The organism is Psychrobacillus sp. FSL H8-0484, assembly GCF_038005325.1.
Lineage (GTDB): Bacteria > Bacillota > Bacilli > Bacillales_A > Planococcaceae > Psychrobacillus.
The window spans coordinates 59,577-82,792 of the sequence record NZ_JBBOSZ010000002.1 but is presented as its reverse complement, the minus strand read 5'-3'; the positions used below and the strand labels follow the sequence as shown (position 1 = coordinate 82,792).

At 33.4% G+C, this 23,216-nt stretch carries 26 protein-coding genes; 19 read left to right on the top strand and 7 right to left on the bottom strand.

Annotation, left to right across the window (positions count from 1 at the left end; all coding sequences use genetic code 11):
• The first annotated feature begins 36 nt into the window (after nt 1-36).
• Nucleotides 37-366, top strand: coding sequence for a hypothetical protein (locus MHH81_RS20875; RefSeq protein ID WP_340925570.1), 330 nt, complete (start codon nt 37-39; stop codon nt 364-366).
• A gap of 112 nt (nt 367-478) precedes the next feature.
• Here the strand turns inward: MHH81_RS20875 and MHH81_RS20870 are convergent, their stop codons facing one another.
• Complete coding sequence (locus tag MHH81_RS20870) at nt 479-871, bottom strand: hypothetical protein (protein ID WP_340925569.1); 393 nt, start codon at nt 869-871, stop codon at nt 479-481.
• 466 nt (nt 872-1,337) lie between these two features.
• Between MHH81_RS20870 and MHH81_RS20865 the strand changes: the two genes are divergently transcribed.
• From MHH81_RS20865 to MHH81_RS20850, 4 genes are all read left to right on the top strand, one after another.
• Nucleotides 1,338-1,577, top strand: coding sequence for a hypothetical protein (locus MHH81_RS20865; protein ID WP_340925567.1), 240 nt, complete (start codon nt 1,338-1,340; stop codon nt 1,575-1,577).
• A 293-nt stretch (nt 1,578-1,870) separates the two neighbouring features.
• Nucleotides 1,871-3,055 (top strand): RecB family exonuclease, encoded by a 1,185-nt coding sequence (locus MHH81_RS20860; RefSeq protein ID WP_340925564.1) that lies wholly within the window; start codon nt 1,871-1,873, stop codon nt 3,053-3,055.
• Nucleotides 3,056-3,160: 105 nt separating this feature from the next.
• The gene (locus tag MHH81_RS20855; protein ID WP_340925562.1) at nt 3,161-3,640 is read left to right on the top strand and encodes a hypothetical protein; all 480 of its coding nucleotides are present in this window, start codon (nt 3,161-3,163) and stop codon (nt 3,638-3,640) included.
• Nucleotides 3,630-3,974, top strand: a complete 345-nt coding sequence (locus MHH81_RS20850) for a helix-turn-helix domain-containing protein (protein WP_340925560.1) — start codon at nt 3,630-3,632, stop codon at nt 3,972-3,974. The genes MHH81_RS20855 and MHH81_RS20850 overlap by 11 nt, the downstream gene beginning before the upstream one ends.
• Before the next feature lie 40 nt (nt 3,975-4,014).
• Here the strand turns inward: MHH81_RS20850 and MHH81_RS20845 are convergent, their stop codons facing one another.
• Nucleotides 4,015-4,611, bottom strand: a complete 597-nt coding sequence (locus MHH81_RS20845; RefSeq protein WP_340925558.1) for a hypothetical protein — start codon at nt 4,609-4,611, stop codon at nt 4,015-4,017.
• A gap of 235 nt (nt 4,612-4,846) precedes the next feature.
• On the opposite strand from MHH81_RS20845, the gene MHH81_RS20840 reads away from it, so the two are divergent.
• The 3 genes from MHH81_RS20840 (at nt 4,847) to MHH81_RS20830 (ending at nt 7,834) form a co-directional block, all read left to right on the top strand.
• Nucleotides 4,847-5,068, top strand: coding sequence for a transcriptional regulator (locus MHH81_RS20840; protein ID WP_340925557.1), 222 nt, complete (start codon nt 4,847-4,849; stop codon nt 5,066-5,068).
• Entirely contained in the window at nt 5,068-6,324 is a 1,257-nt protein-coding gene (locus MHH81_RS20835) for a Y-family DNA polymerase (protein ID WP_340925713.1), read from the top strand. Before MHH81_RS20840 ends, MHH81_RS20835 begins: the two co-directional genes overlap by 1 nt.
• A gap of 289 nt (nt 6,325-6,613) precedes the next feature.
• A complete protein-coding gene (locus tag MHH81_RS20830; protein WP_340925556.1) occupies nt 6,614-7,834 on the top strand; it encodes a hypothetical protein in 1,221 nt (406 codons plus the stop codon).
• 255 nt (nt 7,835-8,089) lie between these two features.
• Here MHH81_RS20830 and MHH81_RS20825 read toward each other — a convergent pair whose 3' ends face one another.
• The 3 genes from MHH81_RS20825 to MHH81_RS20815 all read right to left on the bottom strand — a co-directional run bounded on the left by MHH81_RS20825 (nt 8,090) and on the right by MHH81_RS20815 (nt 10,180).
• Nucleotides 8,090-8,725 carry a hypothetical protein gene (locus MHH81_RS20825; RefSeq protein ID WP_340925554.1) on the bottom strand — a complete coding sequence of 212 codons (636 nt, stop codon included), beginning with the start codon at nt 8,723-8,725 and terminating at the stop codon, nt 8,090-8,092.
• 142 nt (nt 8,726-8,867) lie between these two features.
• Nucleotides 8,868-9,164, bottom strand: a complete 297-nt coding sequence (locus MHH81_RS20820; protein WP_340925553.1) for a hypothetical protein — start codon at nt 9,162-9,164, stop codon at nt 8,868-8,870.
• Between the two features lie 65 nt (nt 9,165-9,229).
• Complete coding sequence (locus tag MHH81_RS20815; RefSeq protein WP_340925551.1) at nt 9,230-10,180, bottom strand: hypothetical protein; 951 nt, start codon at nt 10,178-10,180, stop codon at nt 9,230-9,232.
• A 478-nt stretch (nt 10,181-10,658) separates the two neighbouring features.
• Between MHH81_RS20815 and MHH81_RS20810 the strand changes: the two genes are divergently transcribed.
• The 9 genes from MHH81_RS20810 to MHH81_RS20770 all read left to right on the top strand — a co-directional run bounded on the left by MHH81_RS20810 (nt 10,659) and on the right by MHH81_RS20770 (nt 18,954).
• Entirely contained in the window at nt 10,659-11,549 is an 891-nt protein-coding gene (locus tag MHH81_RS20810) for a 5'-3' exonuclease (protein ID WP_340925549.1), read from the top strand.
• 30 nt (nt 11,550-11,579) lie between these two features.
• Entirely contained in the window at nt 11,580-11,792 is a 213-nt protein-coding gene (locus tag MHH81_RS20805; RefSeq protein ID WP_340925547.1) for a hypothetical protein, read from the top strand.
• Nucleotides 11,793-11,852: 60 nt separating this feature from the next.
• Nucleotides 11,853-12,170, top strand: a complete 318-nt coding sequence (locus MHH81_RS20800) for a hypothetical protein (protein WP_340925545.1) — start codon at nt 11,853-11,855, stop codon at nt 12,168-12,170.
• Between the two features lie 31 nt (nt 12,171-12,201).
• Nucleotides 12,202-12,765 (top strand): hypothetical protein, encoded by a 564-nt coding sequence (locus MHH81_RS20795; protein ID WP_340925543.1) that lies wholly within the window; start codon nt 12,202-12,204, stop codon nt 12,763-12,765.
• Nucleotides 12,740-13,828 (top strand): hypothetical protein, encoded by a 1,089-nt coding sequence (locus MHH81_RS20790; protein ID WP_340925541.1) that lies wholly within the window; start codon nt 12,740-12,742, stop codon nt 13,826-13,828. Before MHH81_RS20795 ends, MHH81_RS20790 begins: the two co-directional genes overlap by 26 nt.
• A 246-nt stretch (nt 13,829-14,074) precedes the next feature.
• Nucleotides 14,075-15,115 (top strand): Mov34/MPN/PAD-1 family protein, encoded by a 1,041-nt coding sequence (locus tag MHH81_RS20785; RefSeq protein ID WP_340925539.1) that lies wholly within the window; start codon nt 14,075-14,077, stop codon nt 15,113-15,115.
• Nucleotides 15,116-15,122: 7 nt separating this feature from the next.
• Nucleotides 15,123-16,010: a ThiF family adenylyltransferase gene (locus MHH81_RS20780; protein WP_340925537.1), complete on the top strand. Its 888-nt coding sequence runs from the start codon at nt 15,123-15,125 to the stop codon at nt 16,008-16,010.
• Nucleotides 15,982-18,009, top strand: coding sequence for a DNA polymerase III subunit gamma/tau (dnaX, locus tag MHH81_RS20775; protein WP_340925535.1), 2,028 nt, complete (start codon nt 15,982-15,984; stop codon nt 18,007-18,009). The genes MHH81_RS20780 and dnaX overlap by 29 nt, the downstream gene beginning before the upstream one ends.
• Before the next feature lie 48 nt (nt 18,010-18,057).
• Nucleotides 18,058-18,954, top strand: a complete 897-nt coding sequence (locus MHH81_RS20770) for a DNA polymerase III subunit delta' (RefSeq protein ID WP_340925533.1) — start codon at nt 18,058-18,060, stop codon at nt 18,952-18,954.
• Nucleotides 18,955-19,003: 49 nt separating this feature from the next.
• Here MHH81_RS20770 and MHH81_RS20765 read toward each other — a convergent pair whose 3' ends face one another.
• Both MHH81_RS20765 and MHH81_RS20760 read right to left on the bottom strand, forming a co-directional pair.
• Nucleotides 19,004-19,273, bottom strand: a complete 270-nt coding sequence (locus tag MHH81_RS20765; protein WP_340925531.1) for a hypothetical protein — start codon at nt 19,271-19,273, stop codon at nt 19,004-19,006.
• A gap of 30 nt (nt 19,274-19,303) precedes the next feature.
• Nucleotides 19,304-19,744: a DUF4262 domain-containing protein gene (locus tag MHH81_RS20760; RefSeq protein WP_340925529.1), complete on the bottom strand. Its 441-nt coding sequence runs from the start codon at nt 19,742-19,744 to the stop codon at nt 19,304-19,306.
• A gap of 689 nt (nt 19,745-20,433) precedes the next feature.
• Between MHH81_RS20760 and MHH81_RS20755 the strand changes: the two genes are divergently transcribed.
• The gene (locus MHH81_RS20755) at nt 20,434-21,195 is read left to right on the top strand and encodes a hypothetical protein (protein ID WP_340925527.1); all 762 of its coding nucleotides are present in this window, start codon (nt 20,434-20,436) and stop codon (nt 21,193-21,195) included.
• Between the two features lie 694 nt (nt 21,196-21,889).
• Nucleotides 21,890-23,140, top strand: a complete 1,251-nt coding sequence (locus MHH81_RS20750) for a replication initiation protein (RefSeq protein WP_340925526.1) — start codon at nt 21,890-21,892, stop codon at nt 23,138-23,140.
• The last annotated feature ends 76 nt before the right edge of the window (nt 23,141-23,216 follow it).

Genomic DNA, 23,216 nt, shown 5'->3' with positions numbered 1-23,216 from the left:
GAGAAGGAATAAATAAGATAAATGGAGGAATATAACATGTATCAAATATCGAAAGACAATGTAGAAGAAATTATTGGAGCGGTACTTGTTGGATATAAACATGCAAACTACACTAAGGAGTGTTTAAGTAGCGTTAAGATAAAACGCTTAAAAGCATTTGAACAAACAGTAGATAAATTAATAGAAGGTATTATTAAACTAGGATATTGTCCGAATGCTATATGTAAGCCTGCTGAATTAATTGCAGGAATTGATTTAGGCATCAATACATTTAAAGACTTAAAGCAGTCTGCAGATGATGATTTCGAATTAACTGTAGCCAAGGTTCCTGTCGATATAGGACGAAATTATACCCTATCTTTATAAGTAGGAACAAGAATTAATTTAATTACTATATAAAAAGCAGATTAACTCTGCTTTTTATATTTTTGTTGATGGTTTAGTGAATACAATTTCACAGAGATATCTATACAATTATTCATTTTAAATGCGTAATTCCTTGCTTGACCCAATTTACTAATTGCTCGTAATCTCTTTTTAGTAAGTTGTATTCTTGAGAAATTTGACCATACGATTGTTTCATTTCATCATAACTTTCCATTGCCAGTTGCATATGGTTTTGAACAGACGGTGAATCAGAAGCCTCTTTAATGAGCTCTTCTTTAGGAGGTGCTTCTCTCTTAAAATGAAATGGGCGAAGATTTTTATTCCATCTGAATGCACAAGCCTGTTTGGAGCGGCCTAACAAGATGCTAGCTTCCTCAAATCCAGAAATCTGCGTGTATCCTTGTTCTATTTTCTTTAAAATAATATCTTTAAGGAGATTGTCTTCGTCAGCACTCCAACTATCTTTTCTAATTTTTACCTTCATATTTTTCACCCTTTGCTTTTTTTACCAATATATGCAAAGTAGGTGAAATTAGAAACTAAATATTAGGTCTTTTTTTGTTCATCAGACAGGGTAGGTTAATGGAAATCCAGCTGATTAAAACAATAGCACTCGGAAGATTGTTTGGATTTTCATGAGACTAAGTGCTATAATACCTCTATATCTAATTTTACTTTTTCATTCATCTCACCCATGCGGGAGAGACGTTTTACCAATGACATATCATACGCGTATTCATTTGCGAACAAATGACCTTATTAATAAGGTTCTAATTTTGTTTATAAATGAATGGGCGTATTTTTTTTGCTCAAATTTAGAAACAAAAGGAGAGAATTTATGCAACCAAAAGAGTATTATTTGTATTTTTTATAGTGCACAGATGGAGCTTGCTAAATGACTTTAAATTAATGCTGTGAGGTAGTTAAAACTTTTTTAAGGAGTGTTTGGAATGGAGAATAACTCAAAAAGAGCGGTCAGATATTTTCTTGTATTCGATCAAGCTTTTAAAGAGGAGAAAAAGGCATCGGAAGTGTTAGAAGGATGGGAACACAAGGAAAAAATATACGAAGTGTATATCATCCTAGACGATACAAGTGATGCACCTGATCAGATAGATTTGCTTACCAATGATTACTCCTATTTTAGAAGTAAAGAATTGGCGATGGAATTTATAAATGATGAAGAATAAAATTGTGATAGTTTTTTTATATTCAATCTAAACTTTTTACTTATCTCACCCATGCGGGAGATATGTTTTGTCCAAAAACGCTTTGTTTACAGCGTTCTTCTGTCTTTAGACAGTTTGACGTGTATTCAAGGTGTTTTTTTTTGAATATAACAAAACTTTTTAAGGAGAATTTTCATGCAAAGTATAACTGAAAAAATAAAAGAAATGTTTGGTGAGAGTGTGGAGATAAGTGTTGTGAAAAAGACTCCATTAGTGCTGCTCCCAAAACGAAATGAAAAGGAGTTGGAGGAACCATGTTACCAAATCCAAAACCTAGCGCGATACCAATAGCGGTTAGTTCGGTGGAAGAAGAGATGTGGAGTTATTCCAAAATATCGTCTTATGAATGGTGTAATCGTAGCTATTATTATAAGTACGTATTGAAAAGACCAACCCCTTCAACAGTACCAATGCGAATAGGTAGTATCATGCATAAGGCAATTCAATGGGTAGTATCAGAAGGCTATGATACGAGTGACGCACTTAGATTTGCAGCGTATGAGGCTGGGGGAATACCAGAAGGAGAAACATTTCAAGAACTACTCCGTATGGTTGTAAATGCAATTTATGAGATCCCCTTGGATACAATGGAAGTCCAATCAGAAGTGTATGTTTCCATAAAGACGACGTTAGGAATCGTTCGAGCGTATATTGATATTATAATTGACGACCTTGCTAACGATGTAACGGAAATATGGGACTATAAATCGGGTTGGAAGGAACAAGTTGCAAATGAATCGATGCAACTAGCTCTTTATGCTTGGATACTGTCAGAACTAAGAGGAAATACGATTGGTAGTACCTTTTTTGGTCGTTTATTCTTTCCACGGATAAATCGGTGGAATGAAGTAGAGATAACTACAGAACACATCCACAAAGCAAAATCTTGGTTTATCCAAAACGTTCAAACTATACGAGCAAATTCATTAGACATCGATGATTGGGAACGGACAACTGATAAGGGCAAATGTGATACCTGCCCGTTTGTTGGTTTATGTGCCAGTGGAATGATGGAAGAAGGGTTTCCGAGAAGTGGGAAAGTCACGACTATGGAAGAAGCGACAAAAATGGGTGAGTATATACTCATGCAAGAAAGACTGATCAAAAATATGAAAGCAGGTTTAAAAGACTTTGTCTCAGAACATGAACCTGTGACAATTGGTAACAAAAGCTGGCAAATTACTTTTGGAGAACCATCTCCGAAAGTGACGGATATGTTAGAGTTAGAACGTTTTGCATTAGAAAACGGACTAACTTTCACAGAAGTATTAAAGGCTGATTCAGAAAAGATAAAAGTTTGGTTAGATAAAGATGAAAGTGGCATGATGAAACAGCTAATCACCTGGACCAAGCCAAAGAAAACATTGAAGTTTGCAGAAACTCCTACTTTAGTAGAAGCAGAAGAGGTTGAAGTTGATATTAAAGAAGAAGGTGTTTGATTTTTATATAAATGCCTTATTTTCTTGAGAAAACTCATTAACGAAGGAGTGAAAAAAACTTACAGCATATAATAGTTAGACAATTTATATACTGTAAGGTATAATATGACGAAAATAATATTCTGGGAAGAGAACGGTGTAAAAGAGGTACTTGTACAGATTACTGAAATTGCTCGGCTAGGGATAGCAGGAGATAAAGATGCTCAACATTTGGCTAGGTATATTCTTGAAGGGTTGGATATACTAAAAACAACTCAGTTACCTCCTAATCAAAAGCTTCAAGCATTTTTTAAAGAAGATAATGGAGATCCACGTACATTGAGTATCACCAAACCATTTCCTAATAATCCACCATTGTTAGAACTAAGGATCAATCGAAGTGTACCAGGTGCATTTCGAGCAATCTATTTTGAATATGATAATGATGATAACGAAAAAATCTTGATTTTTACGAAGTCATTGTTAAAAAAGGGAGATCCGAATCCTCCTGAATTGCAAGTAAAGATTATTGAAAGTTACAAGATTTATTTAGAGTTTCTTAAAAACCCTAAAAAATACTTGGAAAGAAGTGGTCATGTTGAATAATTCAAATATGGATAAGGACTTTAATGAACTCGTCAAACTATTAAATCAAGTACCTGGAGTACAAGAGCATATGAATAGTTTTGAAGTTCAAATGGGTAAGAAAATCCTACAACGAAGAATTGATAAGGGATTAACGCAATCAGATGTAGTAGATCTTGTGATTAGACAAGGAGAAAAGATTACTCAAAAAACTATCTCGTTAGTTGAAAATGGTGATGCTGTGATCGAATCAGACACTTATACAAAGATTTTTAAAGCATTAGGTGTGAAACGCTTTAATATTGACTTGATTGAAGATTCTAGTAACGAACAAGATACATTAGTACGAAATTAATAAAAAGTACAAATTCGCTAATCACGAATTTGTACTTTTTTTAGTTGAATAATTCTTCATAATTAAAAATATTTTTAACTCTTTCGTCTGTATGCTCTATAAAGACTTCTAAATTTTCACCTAATAGTTTTCTATACCTTTTGGTGTACGTTAATAAATTGCTCACATTAAATGTTTTATATGCTTCTAAGAGGTATGTGCTTACATATTTTTCTCCATAATTCCAAGCATTGATTTCAGGAATAATTGAACTATTAATACCTCTTACTTGACCTTCTTTATAGCTTTTCTCAAATAGTGAATGTAGCTCGTTTTTTTCTTTTTCAACATCAAAATTATCGTCAAAATGACCAAACTCATGACATATTACCAAATTGAAGAACTCTAAGAGACTAATTTTAAAATTATTTCTATAATTACCTTTTTCATAACTTAATTGTACAATTTCTGGGTAGATCTTAATTTTATTATTTTTAATATCTGCAATCATCATTGCATTTAGTGCGTCTTCATCTTTTTTCTTCTTAGCTTCAACCTGTAAAAATTCTAGTACAATTTCTGCTTTATCTTGAGTGTTTAAACTATGAATAAACTTCATAATTGAATCTCTTATATCATTTATTTTTAATGTCTCCATTTGTATTCCCCTTTAAAATTTTTCGAATAAGCAAAATCAATCTCCATGTGAAGAAAGTATAACCCCTAATATTGAATTTAATATCACAAATAATAACACTGTGCCACCTCTATTGAACCAGCATATTAAAGAGTAGCTATTGCTAATGGAATTAGAGCATCATTCATGTAAATTGACATACACTAGACAGAACAAGTGTTTGTTTTTATAATGAAAAGATAAGGAGTGAACTCGATTGCGAAATCTGTTAATGAAGTCCAAGCGGTATGGTGATGTATTAGAAATGATTTATATAGCAAAAGATGGTCAGATAAGTAAAAGGTATATTAAAGTAATTCAAATAGGTGAAGTATCATTTAGGGCCTATTGTTATACAAGGATGTCTAAACGCACTTTTACATTAAACAACGTATTAGCACTTGTTCCCGTAACTATTAAAGAGCGTGATATTATATGATGGATTACAGTAAATTGCCTAACCGATCGATAGCTATTATTGACATGGTTAGTTTTTATTCAAGTTGTATAGCTGTCTTACACAATTTAGATGTTAGAACCGTCCCTATTGCAGTTGTAGGAAACCTAGAACAAAAGGGCAGCGTGGTATTGGCGGCATCGCCCGCGATGAAAAAGCGCTTTAGGGTTAAGACTGGAACCAGGTTGTTTGAAATACCAAACCATCCAGACATTCGATTATTCGAACCAAAAATGAGTTATTTCCTTGAGATGTCGATGGCAGTCACGAAAATACTACACAAATATGTTCCACCTGAAGCTATACTTGTCTATTCCGTTGACGAGTGCCTGATTGATTTAACTACCACAGAAAAACTATGGGGACCACCAGAACAAACCATAAAGCATATTCAGAAAGAAATATTCGACTCATTACAATTGCATTCAACTGCAGGAATGGGACCAAACATTCTTATGGCAAAACTGGCGCTAGATTTAGAAGCAAAGAAAATTGGATTTTCAAAATGGACATACGATGATGTACAAACAAAATTATGGCCAGTGAGTCCTTTAAGTGAAATGTGGGGAATCGGTTCTCGAACAGAAAAGACTCTAAATAATATGGGAATCACCTCAGTGGGGCAGTTAGCCAGAACTCCCTTGAATGTATTAGAGAGTAAATTTGGTGTGATGGGTAATCAGCTTTACCATCATGCATGGGGTATCGATTTATCCAATTTAGGAGCTCCTTTAGAAGAAGGTCAAATTAGCTACGGTAAAAGTCAGGTCCTAATGAGAGACTACAATAAAATCGAGGATGTAAAAGCAGTCATCCTTGAAATGTGCGAAGATGTGGCAAAAAGGGCAAGAGATACTTATCAAGCAGCTAGAGCGATTACATTAGGTTTGGGATATAGCAAGAATGCGTTCGGTGGAGGATTTCAGAGAGCTAGAACAATTTACGAAGCAACCAACGACACGATGAAAATATACAAGGTGTGCTTAGATCTATTAAAAGAAAACTACGATAACAAACCAGTGAGACAGTTGTCTGTTTCCATCACGAAGCTAGAAGATGAACACTCTATGCAGTTAAGCCTTTTCGAGAAAGATAATTGGAAAAACAGAAAGTTAGCGGCTGCTTTGGATAGTGTTCGAAATCGATTTGGCTCCGCAGCTTTATTAAGAGCGGTATCATATACACCAGCTGGGACTGCAGTAAAACGCTCTAAAATGGTTGGCGGACATAAAGGTTAAAGAGGGACAATATTGATAAAAGAACGTGCGTATTACGCTTTTACACGCATCTATTAAATCAAAATAGCCAAGCAATGAAAGAATAGCGAATAATGCCTCCGAAAGAATTGAAATCAAAGATATGTAAAGAGAACCCTTTAATTAAAGGGTTTTTTATTTAGATTTATATTCCAAATTGTAAGTATATTGGTGTACACTGTATATTTAAATAATAATAGGGGGAGTTTATATTAAAGCTACATTTGCAAGCATATCTACAGTTGCTTCATATAATATTATGAGCCAAACTATGAATTTTAATGATTTAACTCAAAAACACTTAGATGTACTAATAAAAGAAATTGAAACACTTTCATATGATTATTTTACTATTAATAGTGGTAAATTAATTGTTCATGAAGTAACTCATTATTTTGACCATCATGCTACATTATCTGGTCAACATTTACTTGTGAAAGTGTTTAACGCTCTTAACGAATATGAACATTTTAATAATAATTATGTCCAGAATAAAAAACCTTCTGTACCATACATACTTGAATTTTTGACTATGTTCGAAAAATGGAAGAGAACACCATATCGCTCTATTTACAAGACAAAGGATTATACCAGACATTATCAAGATTGGAAATTTAACTTTGAAACGTTCAATGCTAAAGAGTTATTTGAACATTCTTCTACTGAAAAAATATTAACAGTTACTTTTAAAAATCTTGGAACTGACTATGCGAAAGTGCCATTTACAATTGAATCTTTATGGGAAACTAGTGCAATGTGGTCAGAAATAGAATATCACCTTGATAGAGTAAGATTAATAGATGAAGAACAAGGTTTGGTTGAATTATCTAATATTCAGGCACATTATGAGGCATATTTATATAATCCTAATTTATTTGTTTATTCTATAGCTGCTCATTTGACATCATCTTTTTGTAATCTAGGGTCTATATTACATGCATTTAAATTAAGTAAAGCTATTTCAAGTATTAGTTTAAATTTACCCTTAAAGTTTTACAAAAAAATAAAGAGAACAAAAGGGACTTTATTTAAAGGGATTGTAAACGATTTACTAAACAGTAATAAGGAACTTACGCCAACCACCGTTTTTCTTGCTTTATTAGAGAATTTAGTAGAATCAGACATTGATATTTTCAAACTCATCGATAAAAAAGTTTTAGATGTTAATGTCATATTAACAGCAAGTGGTTTACCAAATAGAAAGGCAATTGAAGCTGAAATACTCAAAGAAATGAATAGCCTTTCCTTAAATATTTATGGTTCTGATTCCAAACTATATTATTTTCATAAAAAACAAGGTATTGATCTATTTAGACTTTCAGGGATAGAGGGAACACTTAAATTGCCTTCAATTGCTTTAGTTGCTTTAGCTAATAAAGTTAAGAGATGTGTATTTCAAGGTTGGGATGAAGAGGCCTTGTTTGAGGAAGAAACTGTCGCGTACACTCGACAGAACCATTGTGAAAAAGTATTTCATATGATGATTACATAATTTTCTTTCGAAGATTAATTTAAATCTCAGCGATAACATAAAGCCCCCGTATCTTATATTGCTACGGGGGCTATTTATTATATATAGTCACCTAATGCGGAATCATGGGAGCATAAAAAAATAGAGATGTGGAGATTTGGCTATTATTTTAGAATAAGACGTAAGAAAACCCCGTAGAATAATCTACGAGGTTTTCCCAAACTTTTTTAAGGAGAATTACGAACCCGGAGAAGGTTCGTCTCTCATGTATTTATCTTACAAATTATCTTTTCTATTGTCAATAAACAAAACCCGAAATCTCGCTAACGTTTTATTAATAAATTTATCTTTATCTGCATCTTTTATTTTTCGTACCATGCAGAAATCATTTAAGACTTCACGAGCTAATTCTTCGGTTAACTTTTCATATTTACTGGCATAGTTAGCTATTTGTTCTGTAGATGGATATCCGTATTTATATGCTATTTCTTTATTGAAGAATTTCGGATCTTTAGTGGAATTTTCTATTTTAATAATTTCATCTATCTCTTTATACTTGTTAAAGGAATACCCTTCAATGCTTGCTCTTAATTCCGTTAATAAAGTATAAGCCTTAACTCTGTGTTCAAAAGGAATCCATTCTGGTATAGAAAATGCTAAAATCCCTAAACGAGCCACTCTTGTTTTGCTATCTTGATATTTTAAATGGATTAATTCATGCGTTAACAAATATCGAACGGTTCTATAATTTGTTGAAATCATTTTTGCTAAATCCTTAGTGATAATAATCCTCCCAAATCGCTCAAAAGCATTTAACCCGCCTCCTGAAATTCTAAATGGCGGTTTTTTTATTTTCATTTCCATGCACAGCTCTTCAAATAACTCTTTTGTTTGTACTTTATAATTTTTCATCCTATATTCCTCTTTTCTAAAAAATAAAAAGCGAAAATTATTCGCTCCGACTATTTTTCTTATTTTGAACGTCTTCTTAACGGTACAACGTTTGACTCTTTCTTAGGGTTATCCCAGGTGTAAGTAGTCTTTATTTATTACTTCAATGGGATAAAATGCTGTTCACCATATGGTAAATATGAATATACATTTCTTCCTTGATGGTTGTAGGCTTCAAATTTTCTTCATATTTAGAGCAATCCATAAACGGAAATTCAAATATTCCATTGTTTAAAACAAAAGGAACTTCTCCATAACTTCGTTCTTCAGTTATGAAAATCTCATACATTTCATCGGTCAATAGATTATTATTTGTAAGCTCTAATATAAAATTGCATAAAACCATATCTTCTGTAATTTTGGACTGAAGTTCCATTAGTACATTTTCCATAATAGACATTTCTTTTATATTCCTCTTTTCTAAAAAAAAGAAAGGGCGAAAATTTTTCGCCCTCACCTTCTTTCTTATTTTGAACGTCTCCTTAACGGTACAACGTTTGAAACTTTTTTGGGGTTATTCCATTCGTGTTTCTTTGCTTCATAAAGCTCCTCTATATCATTTGCCCATTCTGGTACTATCTTTGTAGGGAATGGATATGGAGGTAAAGCTTCGTGTCGGAAGGTTGCTGTTGTCGCAGGGACAGGTTGATTGGTCGCTGCATAGAAGTAACGCATCCTCTTTTCTTTTTCGCTATAATACGCACGAATAATAGTTTCTCCAAAAGGTCTATCTGGAAAAGCATCACGCCAGTTAATATTTTCTCCATTGACTGTTTCTCTTTCTATTTTGCGATCTAATCGAGAAGGGAGATGTTCCATAATAGCTTGAAGCAACATTGTCGATTTGCTTAGTCCATAGATGACGAAAGGTAAGCTAAAAAGCTGCCACTCGACAATTAATACGGAATAATCTTTGATTACCCAGTATGCCAGCCAACCGAATGACAATCCAAAGTAGAAAATGAATTGTGCAATCATTTTAAAACCAACTATTTGGTAATAGGGTTTTCTTTCAGAAGGTTGAGCATTTTTATAGTCGGATAATACATATACACGATCACGAAACGTATTGACTATTGTTCGATAAAATGTGTTTTTGACATAATCCAAATCATACGGACTATATGCAATTGGTGGACTTATTAAATACATCGCCATTAATGGAGAAATATAAGGTGTATTACGGTAACGACGAACTTCTTCAAAATATTGATTTATTCGAAGTTGCTCTAAGATTTCATTTCGAAACTTTGGCATTTTTTGTACAACGTAATAGGATATCACCAAAACTAATCCGATTTCCCACCATTTCATCCAAAATGAATGATAGGCGCTTAACAATTCAGCATCTGCTAAAAAGTCGATTCCCCATAATAGCGGATATAATAATATTACCCAAAGTAAAACTTTGCCCATTTGAATCACTCCTTTATTTTTTGATAAATAAAAAAGCATTCCATAGGAAAAAATGGCTCGCGCTCATTCATTCTAATAGAATGCTTTAACAATTGGTCTAACGCTTCTCCCGCATGGGTGAAGTACAAAAGGTAAATAAAATAATATATTCAAATCATATCATAATCTAATTAGGAATAATAGAATGATTTCCTTAGAATAAGATACTCTCTGTGTAGCTTTTAGTCTACTTTTCACTGTTGCCCACTATACGATAGTCACGTTATTGTGATACAATTAATGTAATTATTTTATTTTCTGTTTACTTCACCCACGCGGGAGAAGTGTCCTTCAAAAGTACTTTTCAAGTAACAAGCTCGACACGAGATTATTAACGTTTTTTTTGACGTTCAACAAATCATCGTAACGAGCTTTTTTTTTAGATACTTTGAGGATTAAAGAATAAATAATGACAAAACTTTTTTAAGGAGAGTATTAAATGGGCGAACAATTGTCATTTTTCGATGAAACCGAAGTAACAGTTCAGTCGTCTAATGGATGGTTATTAATTGATGGGAATAACTTAATGAATCGCTGTTATTACGCAACGGCCCATGATCCCAACAATTTAATGAAAGCACCAGACGGAAGGTACACGAATGCTGTATCTTTGTTTATTAAAATGATGCTAAAGTTGAATCAATCATTAGGAACTGCTCCCATCGTGATGTTTGACGAAGGGAAAAGTTATCGAAAGGAAATCTATCCTGCTTATAAAGATGGACGTAAGGAGACACCGATTGAATTAAAAGAACAATTTCCTTTGATCAAAGAGGTATTAGGACATGCGGAAATTCCTGTCTATAGTAATGCAGAATTTGAAGCTGATGATTTTATTGCTTCCTTTGCAGAACAGGCAGACGGGGATATTTACATTTTGTCGAATGACCGAGATGTGTTTCAATTAATCAATGAACGCGTGACGGTAATAGTTAGAAAAGGTAAAGAGGATGTTAGGATGACACCAGAGTTATTCCAATTAGAGTATGCTGGTTTATCACCTCTCCAAATTGTCGATTTAAAATCAATCACCGGAGACAGTGTAGATAATATTCCTGGAATTGACGGGATAGGAGATAAAGGAGCGATTAAGCTGATCCAACATTTTGGAACTATTGAAAAGATGTTGGTTTCTGAATTTCCTACGCATTTAAACCGCTATAAAGAGAAAGTTGCAAACAGTAAAGAACAAACACTTTTTGCAAAAAAATTAACAACGTTACATAGAGATATTCCTTTGAATATTAAAGAGGTAACAATTAACAGTAAAGGGTTATTGTCTATATGTAATAAGTTAGCAATTAAGAATATAGATAAATTGCTATACTAAAAGAAACACTAAGAAAAGGAGGCGTTTGTTTTGAACGAAACAATTAATCGCCCAATTGATTATTGGTTTTTCGTAATGGATAACAATCAGATCAAATGGGCAGTAATGAAAGTACCACCTGAAATGTCGTTAAAAGAAGCGACCGACTATATTCAACATAAGATAGGAAAAACAGTTTTAAATCTTGGGTATGGAGACGAGGCCCCAAAAGGCTTTCGTAAATTACCTCAGTTTCACCTATAAAACTAAGTGCAGTAGTTCGTATAAACGAACTGCTGCTTTTTTAATTAGGAGGGATACCAGATGGAAAAGCTCTGGAAAACAATGAAAAACAAAATGGAAGTAGATGCAGATGTTGAACTATTGCAGAAATTACTTAATACAGAAAATGGCGTCTTAGGAGATATTAGAGACCTTTTAAATAGTTTTACTAAACAGGAGATAGAATCATTGCTACAGGCTTATGACTGTATTCCTACTTTTGATGAAGGTGCTTCCGAAGAGAAATATTTTGGCTATCTGCACGATACCACCTATCTAGGATTACACGAAGTACAATTGCTAAACGGATTACCAAAAACGGTATGGAATTTGTATAAGGAAAAGAAACGTTTCTTTTAATTAAAATAAACTTTTTTAAGGAGTGTTATGAATGGCTTTTTTTAGTTATTTTGAATACTGGAAGGAAGATAAAAATTTTATATTGGAACGATTAGATCGTATCATGATCGTCAAAATGATTGAACAAGTAGGTGGAACGGTTCCTGATTCTTTTTCTCTAGTAGAAAATGATGCGATTACAATGGATTACGATTATATTAATCTGCAGTCGGTATCTGATTTCTTTACCTATTCGAAGATTGGGGTGTTTTCCATTCTTACCGAGGATATAGAAAATGAGCAATTAACTTTTTCCATTCAACTAGATGTATTAAACCAATTGAAAAAAATCAACTTAACAGAAAAAGAGAAAACTAGGCTAAATCAATTAATCAATTATTTGTTAGGTGATTTCGATGAAAATACGAATGCAGAGTTCAAAAAGAAACCCATACTGAAAGGTTCGAGGTTTATGTATCAGCCTATTTCTTTTTCGGGACCTAGTTATGAATTTTGCAATTGTTTTATAAATTTACACAAATTTGTGAAAACACTGTTAGATGAAAAACAGGTGAAAGGGGAATTTACCAATGGAACTATTAGTAAAGCTTCGTGATGGAGAAAAGGTGCAGATTGAACGGCACGAAAACGGCTTAAAAAGTGGGACAAAGCGATTATATTTTAATGATTTTGTCGATGGATTAATGGACGAATTACCGATACAGAATGTGATGGTTTCATTTCTCCGACGAACACCAGATTTTAAGGAATTTTTGAAAGAAGCTCTTGACGATGATAAAGAATTATTTGCATTTATCACGAATACATTTGAGTACATCACTAGACATGACATTATGGAGCATGAACAATTTATGCAATTCATTCTATCCGTGTTCAAAAAATTAGACCTGAGTGAATTGGCTAACGAACATATTGAACGATTGATTAGTACATTACTATTAAATGTTAAAAAACTACCCGATGAACCTATATATGTAGACTTGTTAGTCGAATTACTCCAAAAAACCATTTCTTTAGAATCTAAGAAAGAGATAGCGGAGCGTGTTTTACCTAAAGTTATGGAAATAACGCGTGATGCAAATGTAAGTTTGCTACAAGAGTGGCTTACGATGATCTTACCTAAATTAGACATTGTATGGTTATTGGAAGCAATGGAACGAATGCAAGACGGGGAAGAAGTTTTAACACTGGATGAAGAAATACCAAAGTATTGTGTTATGGTGAAAAAAACTAATAAACGCACAATCTATGTATTAGATATTCCAAAAATGAGAATGCGAGTAAAGTATCATGATATTCCATTTGAAGATGTTGGACATCCGCGGCTTGTTAGTTTTATTTACGTGACACAAGGAAGAGTATCTGAAATGAAAATGTTCGCAGTAGAAGGAGATGCACCCCTAACTAACGATACAGAAATGTGTCACTTTCCATTCTCCAATGTACATGGAAGCGGGCAGGTCTGTTGGTCTGGATACAAAGGAGAAAAGATAAATTCTGCTCAAGATGTGAGTATGCTTCCTTTTGTATTTCTAGGGGGTAATAGCAACGATCACTTACGTTCCAATGTGCGAGAGATGTTTGAAAAGTTGCAAGGAAAAGACTTTCCTAACAATCAATTGCTTCCTTTTAAACAAACATTAAAAGAGTTCGTTTAAACAGCTACAGACAGGGGATGCAATTGCATTTTCTGTCTGTACAATCTTTATGTATATATGCTATAGTTAATTTACATTTATTGAACGTACACTTATTAGTCTCACCCATGCGGGAGAGAAGTTTTATAAAAAGCACTTTGTTTTTATGTGTTCATCTGTCTATTTTAAGGACAGCCGAACCATTTAGACGAAGTGCTTTTTTTGTGTACTTTGAATGAATGAAACTTTTTTAAGGAGAGATACGAAATGGAAGAATTAACATTGTGGGATTTAGGATTGGAAAAAGTGGAGGAGAAGAAAGAGGAAAAGAAAGAAACAACTTCTCCAAAAACCAAAACAACTACATCATCTTCAAAACCAGCAGGAAAGGAAACGCCAACGGCTGCTCCTACACCACCAAAGGAACCAATAAAGGTTACAGATGACTGGACAATACATTTCGGAGCCGAAAAATTTAAAGTGACGGATTTTGTGGAAGAAGTACCAGAAGAAGGAGTTACTTTAGATGAAATTCGTGCTGAAATGGAAAAACATTTTGCACAGTTTTCAGCTGCACGGACTAAATGGGACGTGGATAAAGAGAATAAACGTTTATTTCCAGACTCATTTGCTGGAAGTAAGGGAGGGGTATCGCCTTTGCGAGCCCCTTATTTTCTATCTATAGACGAACTTCAAGCATACGATGGTAATTTTGCTTATATTGTCGGGCAAGATGCACAGGTATACGAAATGCGAAAATCAATATTTGGTGAAATGCTTACTAAAGCCGAGCATTTAGCTGATAAACCAGTATTAAAACCTAATTTCACATTCACATTACCAAAGATTCCGAAAGAGTTAATTGCACAGATACTAGCTTTTTTCTGTGCTTATACGAAAAAAGGAAGATTTGAAGTGATGAATCGAATCTATTGGGATCTAGAAACCAAAAGTTATTTGGTGGAATGTCCTAAACAAGTAGTAACTCATACACATATTGATGCGACCTATAATGAATCATACATTGGTCGTAATTCGATTCGGTACTTACCGGTAGTAGAAATACACTCGCATAATACTATGCCTGCTTTTTTCTCTGAGATCGATGATCGAGACGAAAAAAGATTTGGTATCTATGCTGTTGTAGGAAAATTAGATACTCCTAAATTGGAGATTATTGTTCGTGCTAAAGCGAATGATGCCCAAGTTAATGTACCTGTTACGGAAATATTTGAATTGCCAGCAAGTCTAAACGGCGGCTGTTCATACCCTCCAGAATGGGACAATCTCGTAGAATTGAAAGGATGATTATTCAATGAAGATTACGGATGAAAATGCAACATATTTTATCGTATGTATTGGAGCAGGTGCAAATGGAAGTCATTTCGTGCGTAATTTGCTTCAAGATATAGCAACCTATGCACCAAAAAATAATTATCGTTCTTATTATCCCCTGGCGAAAGTGGCATTAGTAGATGGAGATAAAGTAGAGAAGAAAAATCTTGCTAATCAATTATTTGATTCGGAAGATATAGGATTATCAAAGACGGATGCTTTAGCTGATCGTTATGGTACTCATTATAAGGTGGATGTGCGTTCTTTTGATATGTATGTAACTACATTAGAAGAATTAAATGCCATATTTGCACTTAAAGGACCGAACGACATACCTGTATTAGTAGGTCTTGTTGATAATAATCGAACTCGTATGCTACTCCACGAATACTTTCATTCCAAAGAAGTAGAACATCTACTATACATCGATGTTGGTGTAGAAGGGGTGCTCTTGAAGGAAGAGTTAGTAGGAGATACGAATGCTGAAGAAAAGATACGAACATCTGGCTTTTCTGGCCAAGTTGTATGTGGTTATAAAGAAAAGGGGAAAGTTTTTTTACCTCCTCTTGCCGATGTATATCCAAGTGTTTTAGAAGATGCAGAGAGTGTTTTTCCAACACAATCTTGTGGAGATTTAATCTTAAATAATCCACAACGATCTGCAACGAATAAAATGGCAGCTCAGATGACTAATACCTTCTTAAATAACCTTTTCTATTCAGGTGAGATTGTTCAAGAAGAAATACTTTTTAATGCACGATATGGTACTGCACAAGCAAGGTTTGTGTCGAATCATGTCGAAAAAGAATACCAAAACTTTTTTAAGGAGATGACTAACAATGGCGCAACATCTAGCATTGTATCGTAAATATAGACCTACAGGATTTGATTCTTTAATAGGCCAAGATGCGATTAAAACGACTTTATTAAACGCATTAAAAACTAATAAGGTATCGCACGCATATCTTTTTTCAGGACCAAGAGGTACAGGGAAAACGTCTTCAGCTAAAATCTTAGCAAAGGCGTTAAACTGTTTACAACCGAATAGTTTAGAGCCTTGCGGAGAATGTGATTCTTGTAAAGATTCTAACCCAGACATTGTGGAAATGGATGCAGCTAGTAACAATGGAGTTGATGAAATTCGTGAACTTCGTGAAAAAGTAATCTATGCTCCAGTTTTCGGAAAATATAAAGTGTACATCATTGACGAGGTACATATGCTTACAACGCAAGCGTTTAATGCGCTTCTAAAAACGTTAGAAGAACCTCCCGCTCATGCTGTCTTCATTTTAGCTACGACTGAACCACATAAGATCCCATTAACGATTCTATCTCGATGCCAGAGATACGATTTCCGTCGTATTTCACAACAAGACATTGTGGAACGTATGAATTCTATTGTGGCACAAGAAGAGGCTCAAATTGATGATGAAGCATTACAACTGATTGCACAAATTGCTGCAGGTGGAATGCGCGATGCTCTTAGTTTACTGGACCAAGCGATTTCACATGCTACTGGAAAGGTAACTTTGCAAGACGTTATTAACCTAACAGGAGCAGTCGATACTCGCAAAATTGGGAAGTTGATTCAGTTCATTGCCAATAAAGATACAGAAGGTGCCTTAGAGCATTTCAATTTATGTTTCCAAAGTGGACAAGAACCAAAGTTTTTTGTAGAAGAAATGATGATCTACTATCGTGACATTCTGCTACATCAAAAGCTAGGGAAAAAGGCGACCTTAAAAAAGGGGCTAACAGACGGGAACTTTGAGACGATTGCTAGTAATGTGGAATCGGCCCTCATTTATCATTATTTAGAAGTATTGCAAGATACAATGGGGAAATTAAAATTCCATCACGATGCACAGTTATTGGTCGAAATGGCAGTCGTGCAAATGTCGAACGATAATAGTTCAGATGTTCATGCAGAGATTGCTCTTTTAAAACAGGCTGTAAAGGATTTACAACAAGCTGTGGCTCAAGGTGTAGCTATTGTACCTTCCATTGATAAAGAGGTTAGTATACCGCTTGTAGAAGCAGAAATAGCAGCTACAGTGGAACGATTACCTTCTCAAGAAATTCAACTACCAATTGAAGAAAAGATTACGGTAGACGAAAAAGTAGGGAAAGAAGAACCAATCGAAATACCTTCTTTCACCATGACTGATTTAATGCAAGATTTGTCCTCTATTCCATCATTCGAAGAGCTGAAGGAAAAATCCTTATCTTCTGAAGGCACTATAGCAGTTGTTGAGTCAAGTACTGAAATAGTGGAAGAACCTCATGTAAAAACTGAAATGGAAGACCAGGATAATTTAGTGGTATCAGAAAAAGTGGATTTAGAAACAGGTCCATCTAATGATAGTGTTGTTATTAATGATGTGAATGGTTTTATTGACCAATCTTTAAATAGACCGGAAGATTGGACCCATTGGGTTGATGAACACAACATTCCACCAGCTATCGAGGATAACGAAAATTATGAACTTATTGAACCTGTTGAATCTACTGAACAAGCAGTAGTATTAACAGAATACGAAGCAGAAGTATTAGAACTCTTATCTGCATGTTCAAAGGAATTGAGATCTGAATTTATGAAGGTTTCAAATAACATTTCAGAGATGATAAAAATTGAAAGATTATCTGTTCATACTTTGTTTCGAGAGTTCAAGGTTCTTGCGGTAAGTGATACGAATCTTATTATGTCGCATCCTAACCCAATAACCGTGAAGTTGATGAATAAAATCACGAATAAAAGTAGAGTCGAAAGCATTCTGGAGGAACAGCTACGAGCACTTCAATTGGTTGTCGTGTCTGATCAAGAATGGGAACGAATAACAAATGTGATTAAACAAAAAAACAGTTAAACAAGGGGATCCTTTCCTCTTGTTTTCTTAATAAGGAGCTGTAAAACCATGCTGAAAGAACAATTTCAACAGCTAGTTAAAAACAACCATTTAGCTCATGCGTATTTATTTGAAGGAGATGGTTATCCGTTTGCATTATGGCTTTCCAAGTTGCTCTTTTGTATAAGTGGAGAGAGTGAACCATGTGAGACATGTTCTTCTTGTAGACGAATCACCAATCATAATCATCCAGACGTGTTTATTGTGGAGCCAGACGGTCAAACGATCAAGATTGACCAAATACGTGGGTTAAAGAAAGAAGCAGCATATAAAGGTGTTGAGGGGAGTAAACAGGTATTTATCATTCGACATGCCGATAAATTAAACGCACAATCTTCCAATGCTTTGCTGAAATTCTTAGAGGAACCTTCTCAAGATACGTTAGCCATATTGGTCGCGGAAAATAGAGATGTGATTCTACCCACCATTTTGTCCCGTGTGCAATCGGTTAAAATGACGAAGAAGCATTCCTTAGAGCGTATAGCAAGGGGGAAGGGGTATAACAACTATCCTTCACTTCCGATTTTGAATACCGTGTTGCAAGACATTGAAGAATTTGAAGCCTATCAAGAGGAAGTAGAGGGATGGGTGGTTTTAGTTAGAGAAACCTTTCATCAAGACACTATGCTAGCCTTATTATCCGTACAAACGGCTTGGGCTGAACAGTTTCATGATAAACCGAGACAACTCATTAGCATTAAATTAATTCAATCCTATGTAAAGGCAATGTGGTTAGGGAAACAATCCAAACCAAATGTTTGGAATGTGGAGAAGCTACCTCGTTATAAATGGAACGAGTTAATTCTATTACAATCTTTAGCAGATGAATTAGGTAGAGCATTCTTTTCCAATCAACATTACTTGTTGGGATTAGAAAGATTCTTTTTGACGAAACCTGCAGCATAAAATAAAACAGACAGTGAGTTAATATTAACTCACTGTCTGTTTTATTTTATTAATTCGATATGATCATATTATAGGGAAGCCACCCGTGAAAGAATCTTGTTATTATATCCATTAGTTTTTTTGCTTCTTCTTTACTAGGTTTATGACCGAAGATTGGGATTTCCATATAGTTTAATGACTTCAAACTGCCGTCTAACTGTCTTGAATAGTAATGAAATCTTACGCTTATTCCTTGACCTCTTTCAGTGCCGTCATCTGTTGTTATGCAAAAGTATTGCCTATTATCTTTATCCCCTAAATAATTAAATGACCATTTCACTAATGTATACCTCCACCTAAAAATATTTCATTACACAATTTTTAATTCGTTGTATTGCTTCTTATATATTTCTGAGCAATCCTCGTCGTTTGGCATTTTTCCTTTTTCATCTGGCAAGATTAATCGCAAAATCTTTCTACCATCGTCCTCAAACTCTTTAAAATGCACGGAGCCATTTTGAATAATATTTTTGTATTCAATATCAGGTTCAAAAGTTTCTCCTTTTTTAATCAATTCAACTAAATGATAAAACAGTAAAATAGTTTCTTTTTGTTCAAATGGTATTACTATTTGAAAATCATCATGACCAAAATTTTCTATTATTCCATGAGTATGATTATTAGCCAACCCATCAAATTCTTTTTTGCCAGTTTCAAACACATTATGAACTATATAACCATATTTTTTCATTAGAGCTTGTTCACGTTCCATAAACGCTTTAATTCTTTCTTCCATAATTCTATTTCCCATTATTAAACCTCCATTTAGTGTTTTTTAAGCATGTAGGATAGCCAAGTCTCACCAATCGACAATTTCTCCTTATTTTCAAATAATTGTTTGTCTTATATACAAAATATCTCTGCGATTTAAGACTTATTTGTTACCTTAGTTTTACCTTTTATGAAAATAAACACAAAAAACGCGGAGTAAATATTATTTAAATAGTTGGCTTTTTTGTTGTAGTCGGAACATTAGACGCAGCATTAGCTAAGTTATTTTATATGGGAATATAGTAAATTCTGCACATTCTCTACAACCTCTATAGTAAAATAGGAAATATGATAGAACTTATGGAAGTAGGGAATAAATATGGTAATGAAGGTGAATAAAAATAAAATTAGTTCGAAACTCAGTCGTTGTAGATCCTGCGGTAAAGAAGTATCTTTTCGTGCAGAAATGTGTCCAAATTGCGGTGATAGACATCCCAATGGATCAGGATGTGGATGTCTTATTGTTATTGCTATATTTTTAATTATAGTTTTAGTGATGATGGCAAAAGTTTTAAGTGGACATTGATGTTAAATCACAGAGCGTATAAGGAACATTTAATAAAACCTGTTCAGACGGCTCTTTTTTCTTATATGGTTTAGGTACGATAGAACGAAGTGAAAATAAGCTTAAAATGTAGATAGAATAAGGAAAATTTGGGAGGAATAAAAGTGAAAATCAAACTATCTTGTATTGAATGCAATAATGATCCAGATCTTAAAAAAGAATATAGCTTTGAATTAAGGGATGATAATACTTATTCTATTAAGTGCGATTATGGTCATGAATCTATTATTTTCTATAAGTCACATAAGTTCGAGTTATTATTTGAAATGGGAATTTATGCAATGCTGGATGGTTATTATAGAGAAGCCGTTTCCAATTTTGCGACTAGCATTGAGAGATTTCATGAGTTTTCAATTGAAATATTCATCCAAAAGTTATTTAATACAAAAAATACGAGTCCATGGCTAATGCAAAATAAAACATCTGAATACGATAAAGCATGGAGCAAAATTAGTAACTCATCGGAACGACAATTAGGTGCATATACAATGCTATATCTATCAGTTTATAAATTCGCTCCTGAATTAATAACAACCAAACAAGTAGAGTTTAGAAATAAAGTTATTCATAAAGGTTACTTCCCAACTGAAAAAGAAACACTGGATTATGCAATAGTAATCTTTAATTATTTGCAATCAAAGTTATTAAAATTAAAAGAAAATATGAATGAGGAGTTAGAATATGTTTACGAAAGAAAAATGAGAGAATATATTGCAAAGGAAAATGTTGAAGGGAAACATTTGGTTAATTGGGCAGATATAATGACGTTCAGATCATTAAGTCCGATTGATGAAGTTAAATCTTTAGTTTTTAATGGGATACTTGAAGATAGAAAGTACGGATATAAATCATTTGTAAACAAATAAAAACTCTTAAATCTTTATTACAAAAAGCACAATACTGGTATGAAAAACAGCCCCTGTTTGAACAATCATTGTTCAAATAAGGGGCTATGATTTTTTATTAGAATCAGCATTTTTAGCTGTGTTTTTAATCAATCTTTATTTCAAACCAACACTATAATATTTATTGTAAGTCTCTTAATATAATTTAATTAGTAACAACAACTTAGTAGATTCATTGTTTAGTTGTTTATATACAATATGTTTATATTGTTTAATTGTTTCAATTGTTTGTATGTTTAATTGTTTGCTAATCTCTGAATCCCTTGTTACACATAGATTAATAGAGTTAAAAGGTAACGTTTTTGGTACTAGATATAACGATTATGGTACGAAAGATAACGTTTTTGGTACGAAAGATAACAATAATGGTACAGAAGATAACAAATATGGTACAAAAGATAACAGATTTGGGGTACGAATTATAACGAAATTGGTACGAAATATAACGATAATGGTACGAAAACACAAAAGATAACGGATTTGGTACGAACTATAACGAAAATGGTACGAAAAAACGAAAGGTAACGGATTTGGTACGAACTATAACAAAAATGGTACGAGGACGGAACTATAACGGATTTGGTACTTATAATCAAAATATAACACACCTGTTTTTATGTTATACTATCATTATTATTGATAGGTGGTGTTTGGAATGACAGAAAAAGTAGAAGAATTAGCATTAATAATAAGTAAAGAAAACACTGTTACAAAATCGAATTTACTAATTGAAGCAGCTTATAAACTTTCTTCTTCTGAATTTAAATTGATTCAAACGATCTTTTCAAATATACAACCAAGTGACACAAAAACACATACATATTCTTTCCCTATCAAAGAATTCCTAGATCTTTTGGAACTAAAGGGGAAATCAGGTTATCTAGAATTAAAGAAAATTACCTTAGATTTATTTAAAAAACCAATCGCTATTACTATAGAAAATCAAACATATCAATTCACATGGTTATCTTTGGTAAACTATAACGACAATAAAGGCACGATTACGATTGAAATTCATAAGTTCTGGGAGCAGTATTTGTTATCCCTCACAAGCAACTTCACTTCTTATAAACTTTTTAATATTACAAACTTAAAAAGTATTTATTCTTTACGATTATATGAGTTATTAAAATCGAGAGTAAATTTAAATTCGATTCGTGTTATTACATTACAAGATTTAAGAGCAAAGATGGGGATTGAGCCAGACCAGTACCCGAAATACGCAAACTTTAAGCAACGTATTATCTTACAAGCTCAAAAAGAATTAAAAGCAGAGTCAGATATTTATTTTGATTTTGTTGAAATAAAAAAAGGAAGATCCGTCGATAAAATTGAATTTCATATTTATCGAAATGGTCCAAAAGAGCCTATAAAAAATTTAATAATTGACGCGGTATTAGAAGAACAAAACAGGTTAAGCGAATTTGGATTAAAGCCAAAAGTCATGAGTGAAATAATTGATAAATATAGCAAAGAACAAATTGAACTAAATATTGCTTACACGAAAGATAAAATGCATTTAGGGGAAGTTAAAAATCCAGCAGCATATGTAATAAAAGCTATCGAAGACAATTACGCTTCTTCCTCAATAGAAACACCTAAAAAAATCGATAAACAAGAGGAAACATTAAAGAATTTAAAAGGAAATAATGAAGAAGCAGAAAGAGAACGTTTCGATAAACCGATAGAGGAAATAGAAGCACATATGCTTAAAGTAAAAGAGTTGAAAGAGTTACTTGGAACAAGTGCAGAGGAGACAAAAGAAGCCATATATCTACAATTAATGGATTATCAAAAGTATCAAGAACGAACATATGATAAATTAGTTAGCCCAAAGAAATTTAAAGATGAATATCTACAAGCTATTTGTAAAGAAGTTGTAAGTAACATATATTCACATAATTGAACTTTTAATTTTCCTACCTAGGAGAACGTATCTTTTCTTATAAAATAATTTATGATATGATTACCTTATATTTATT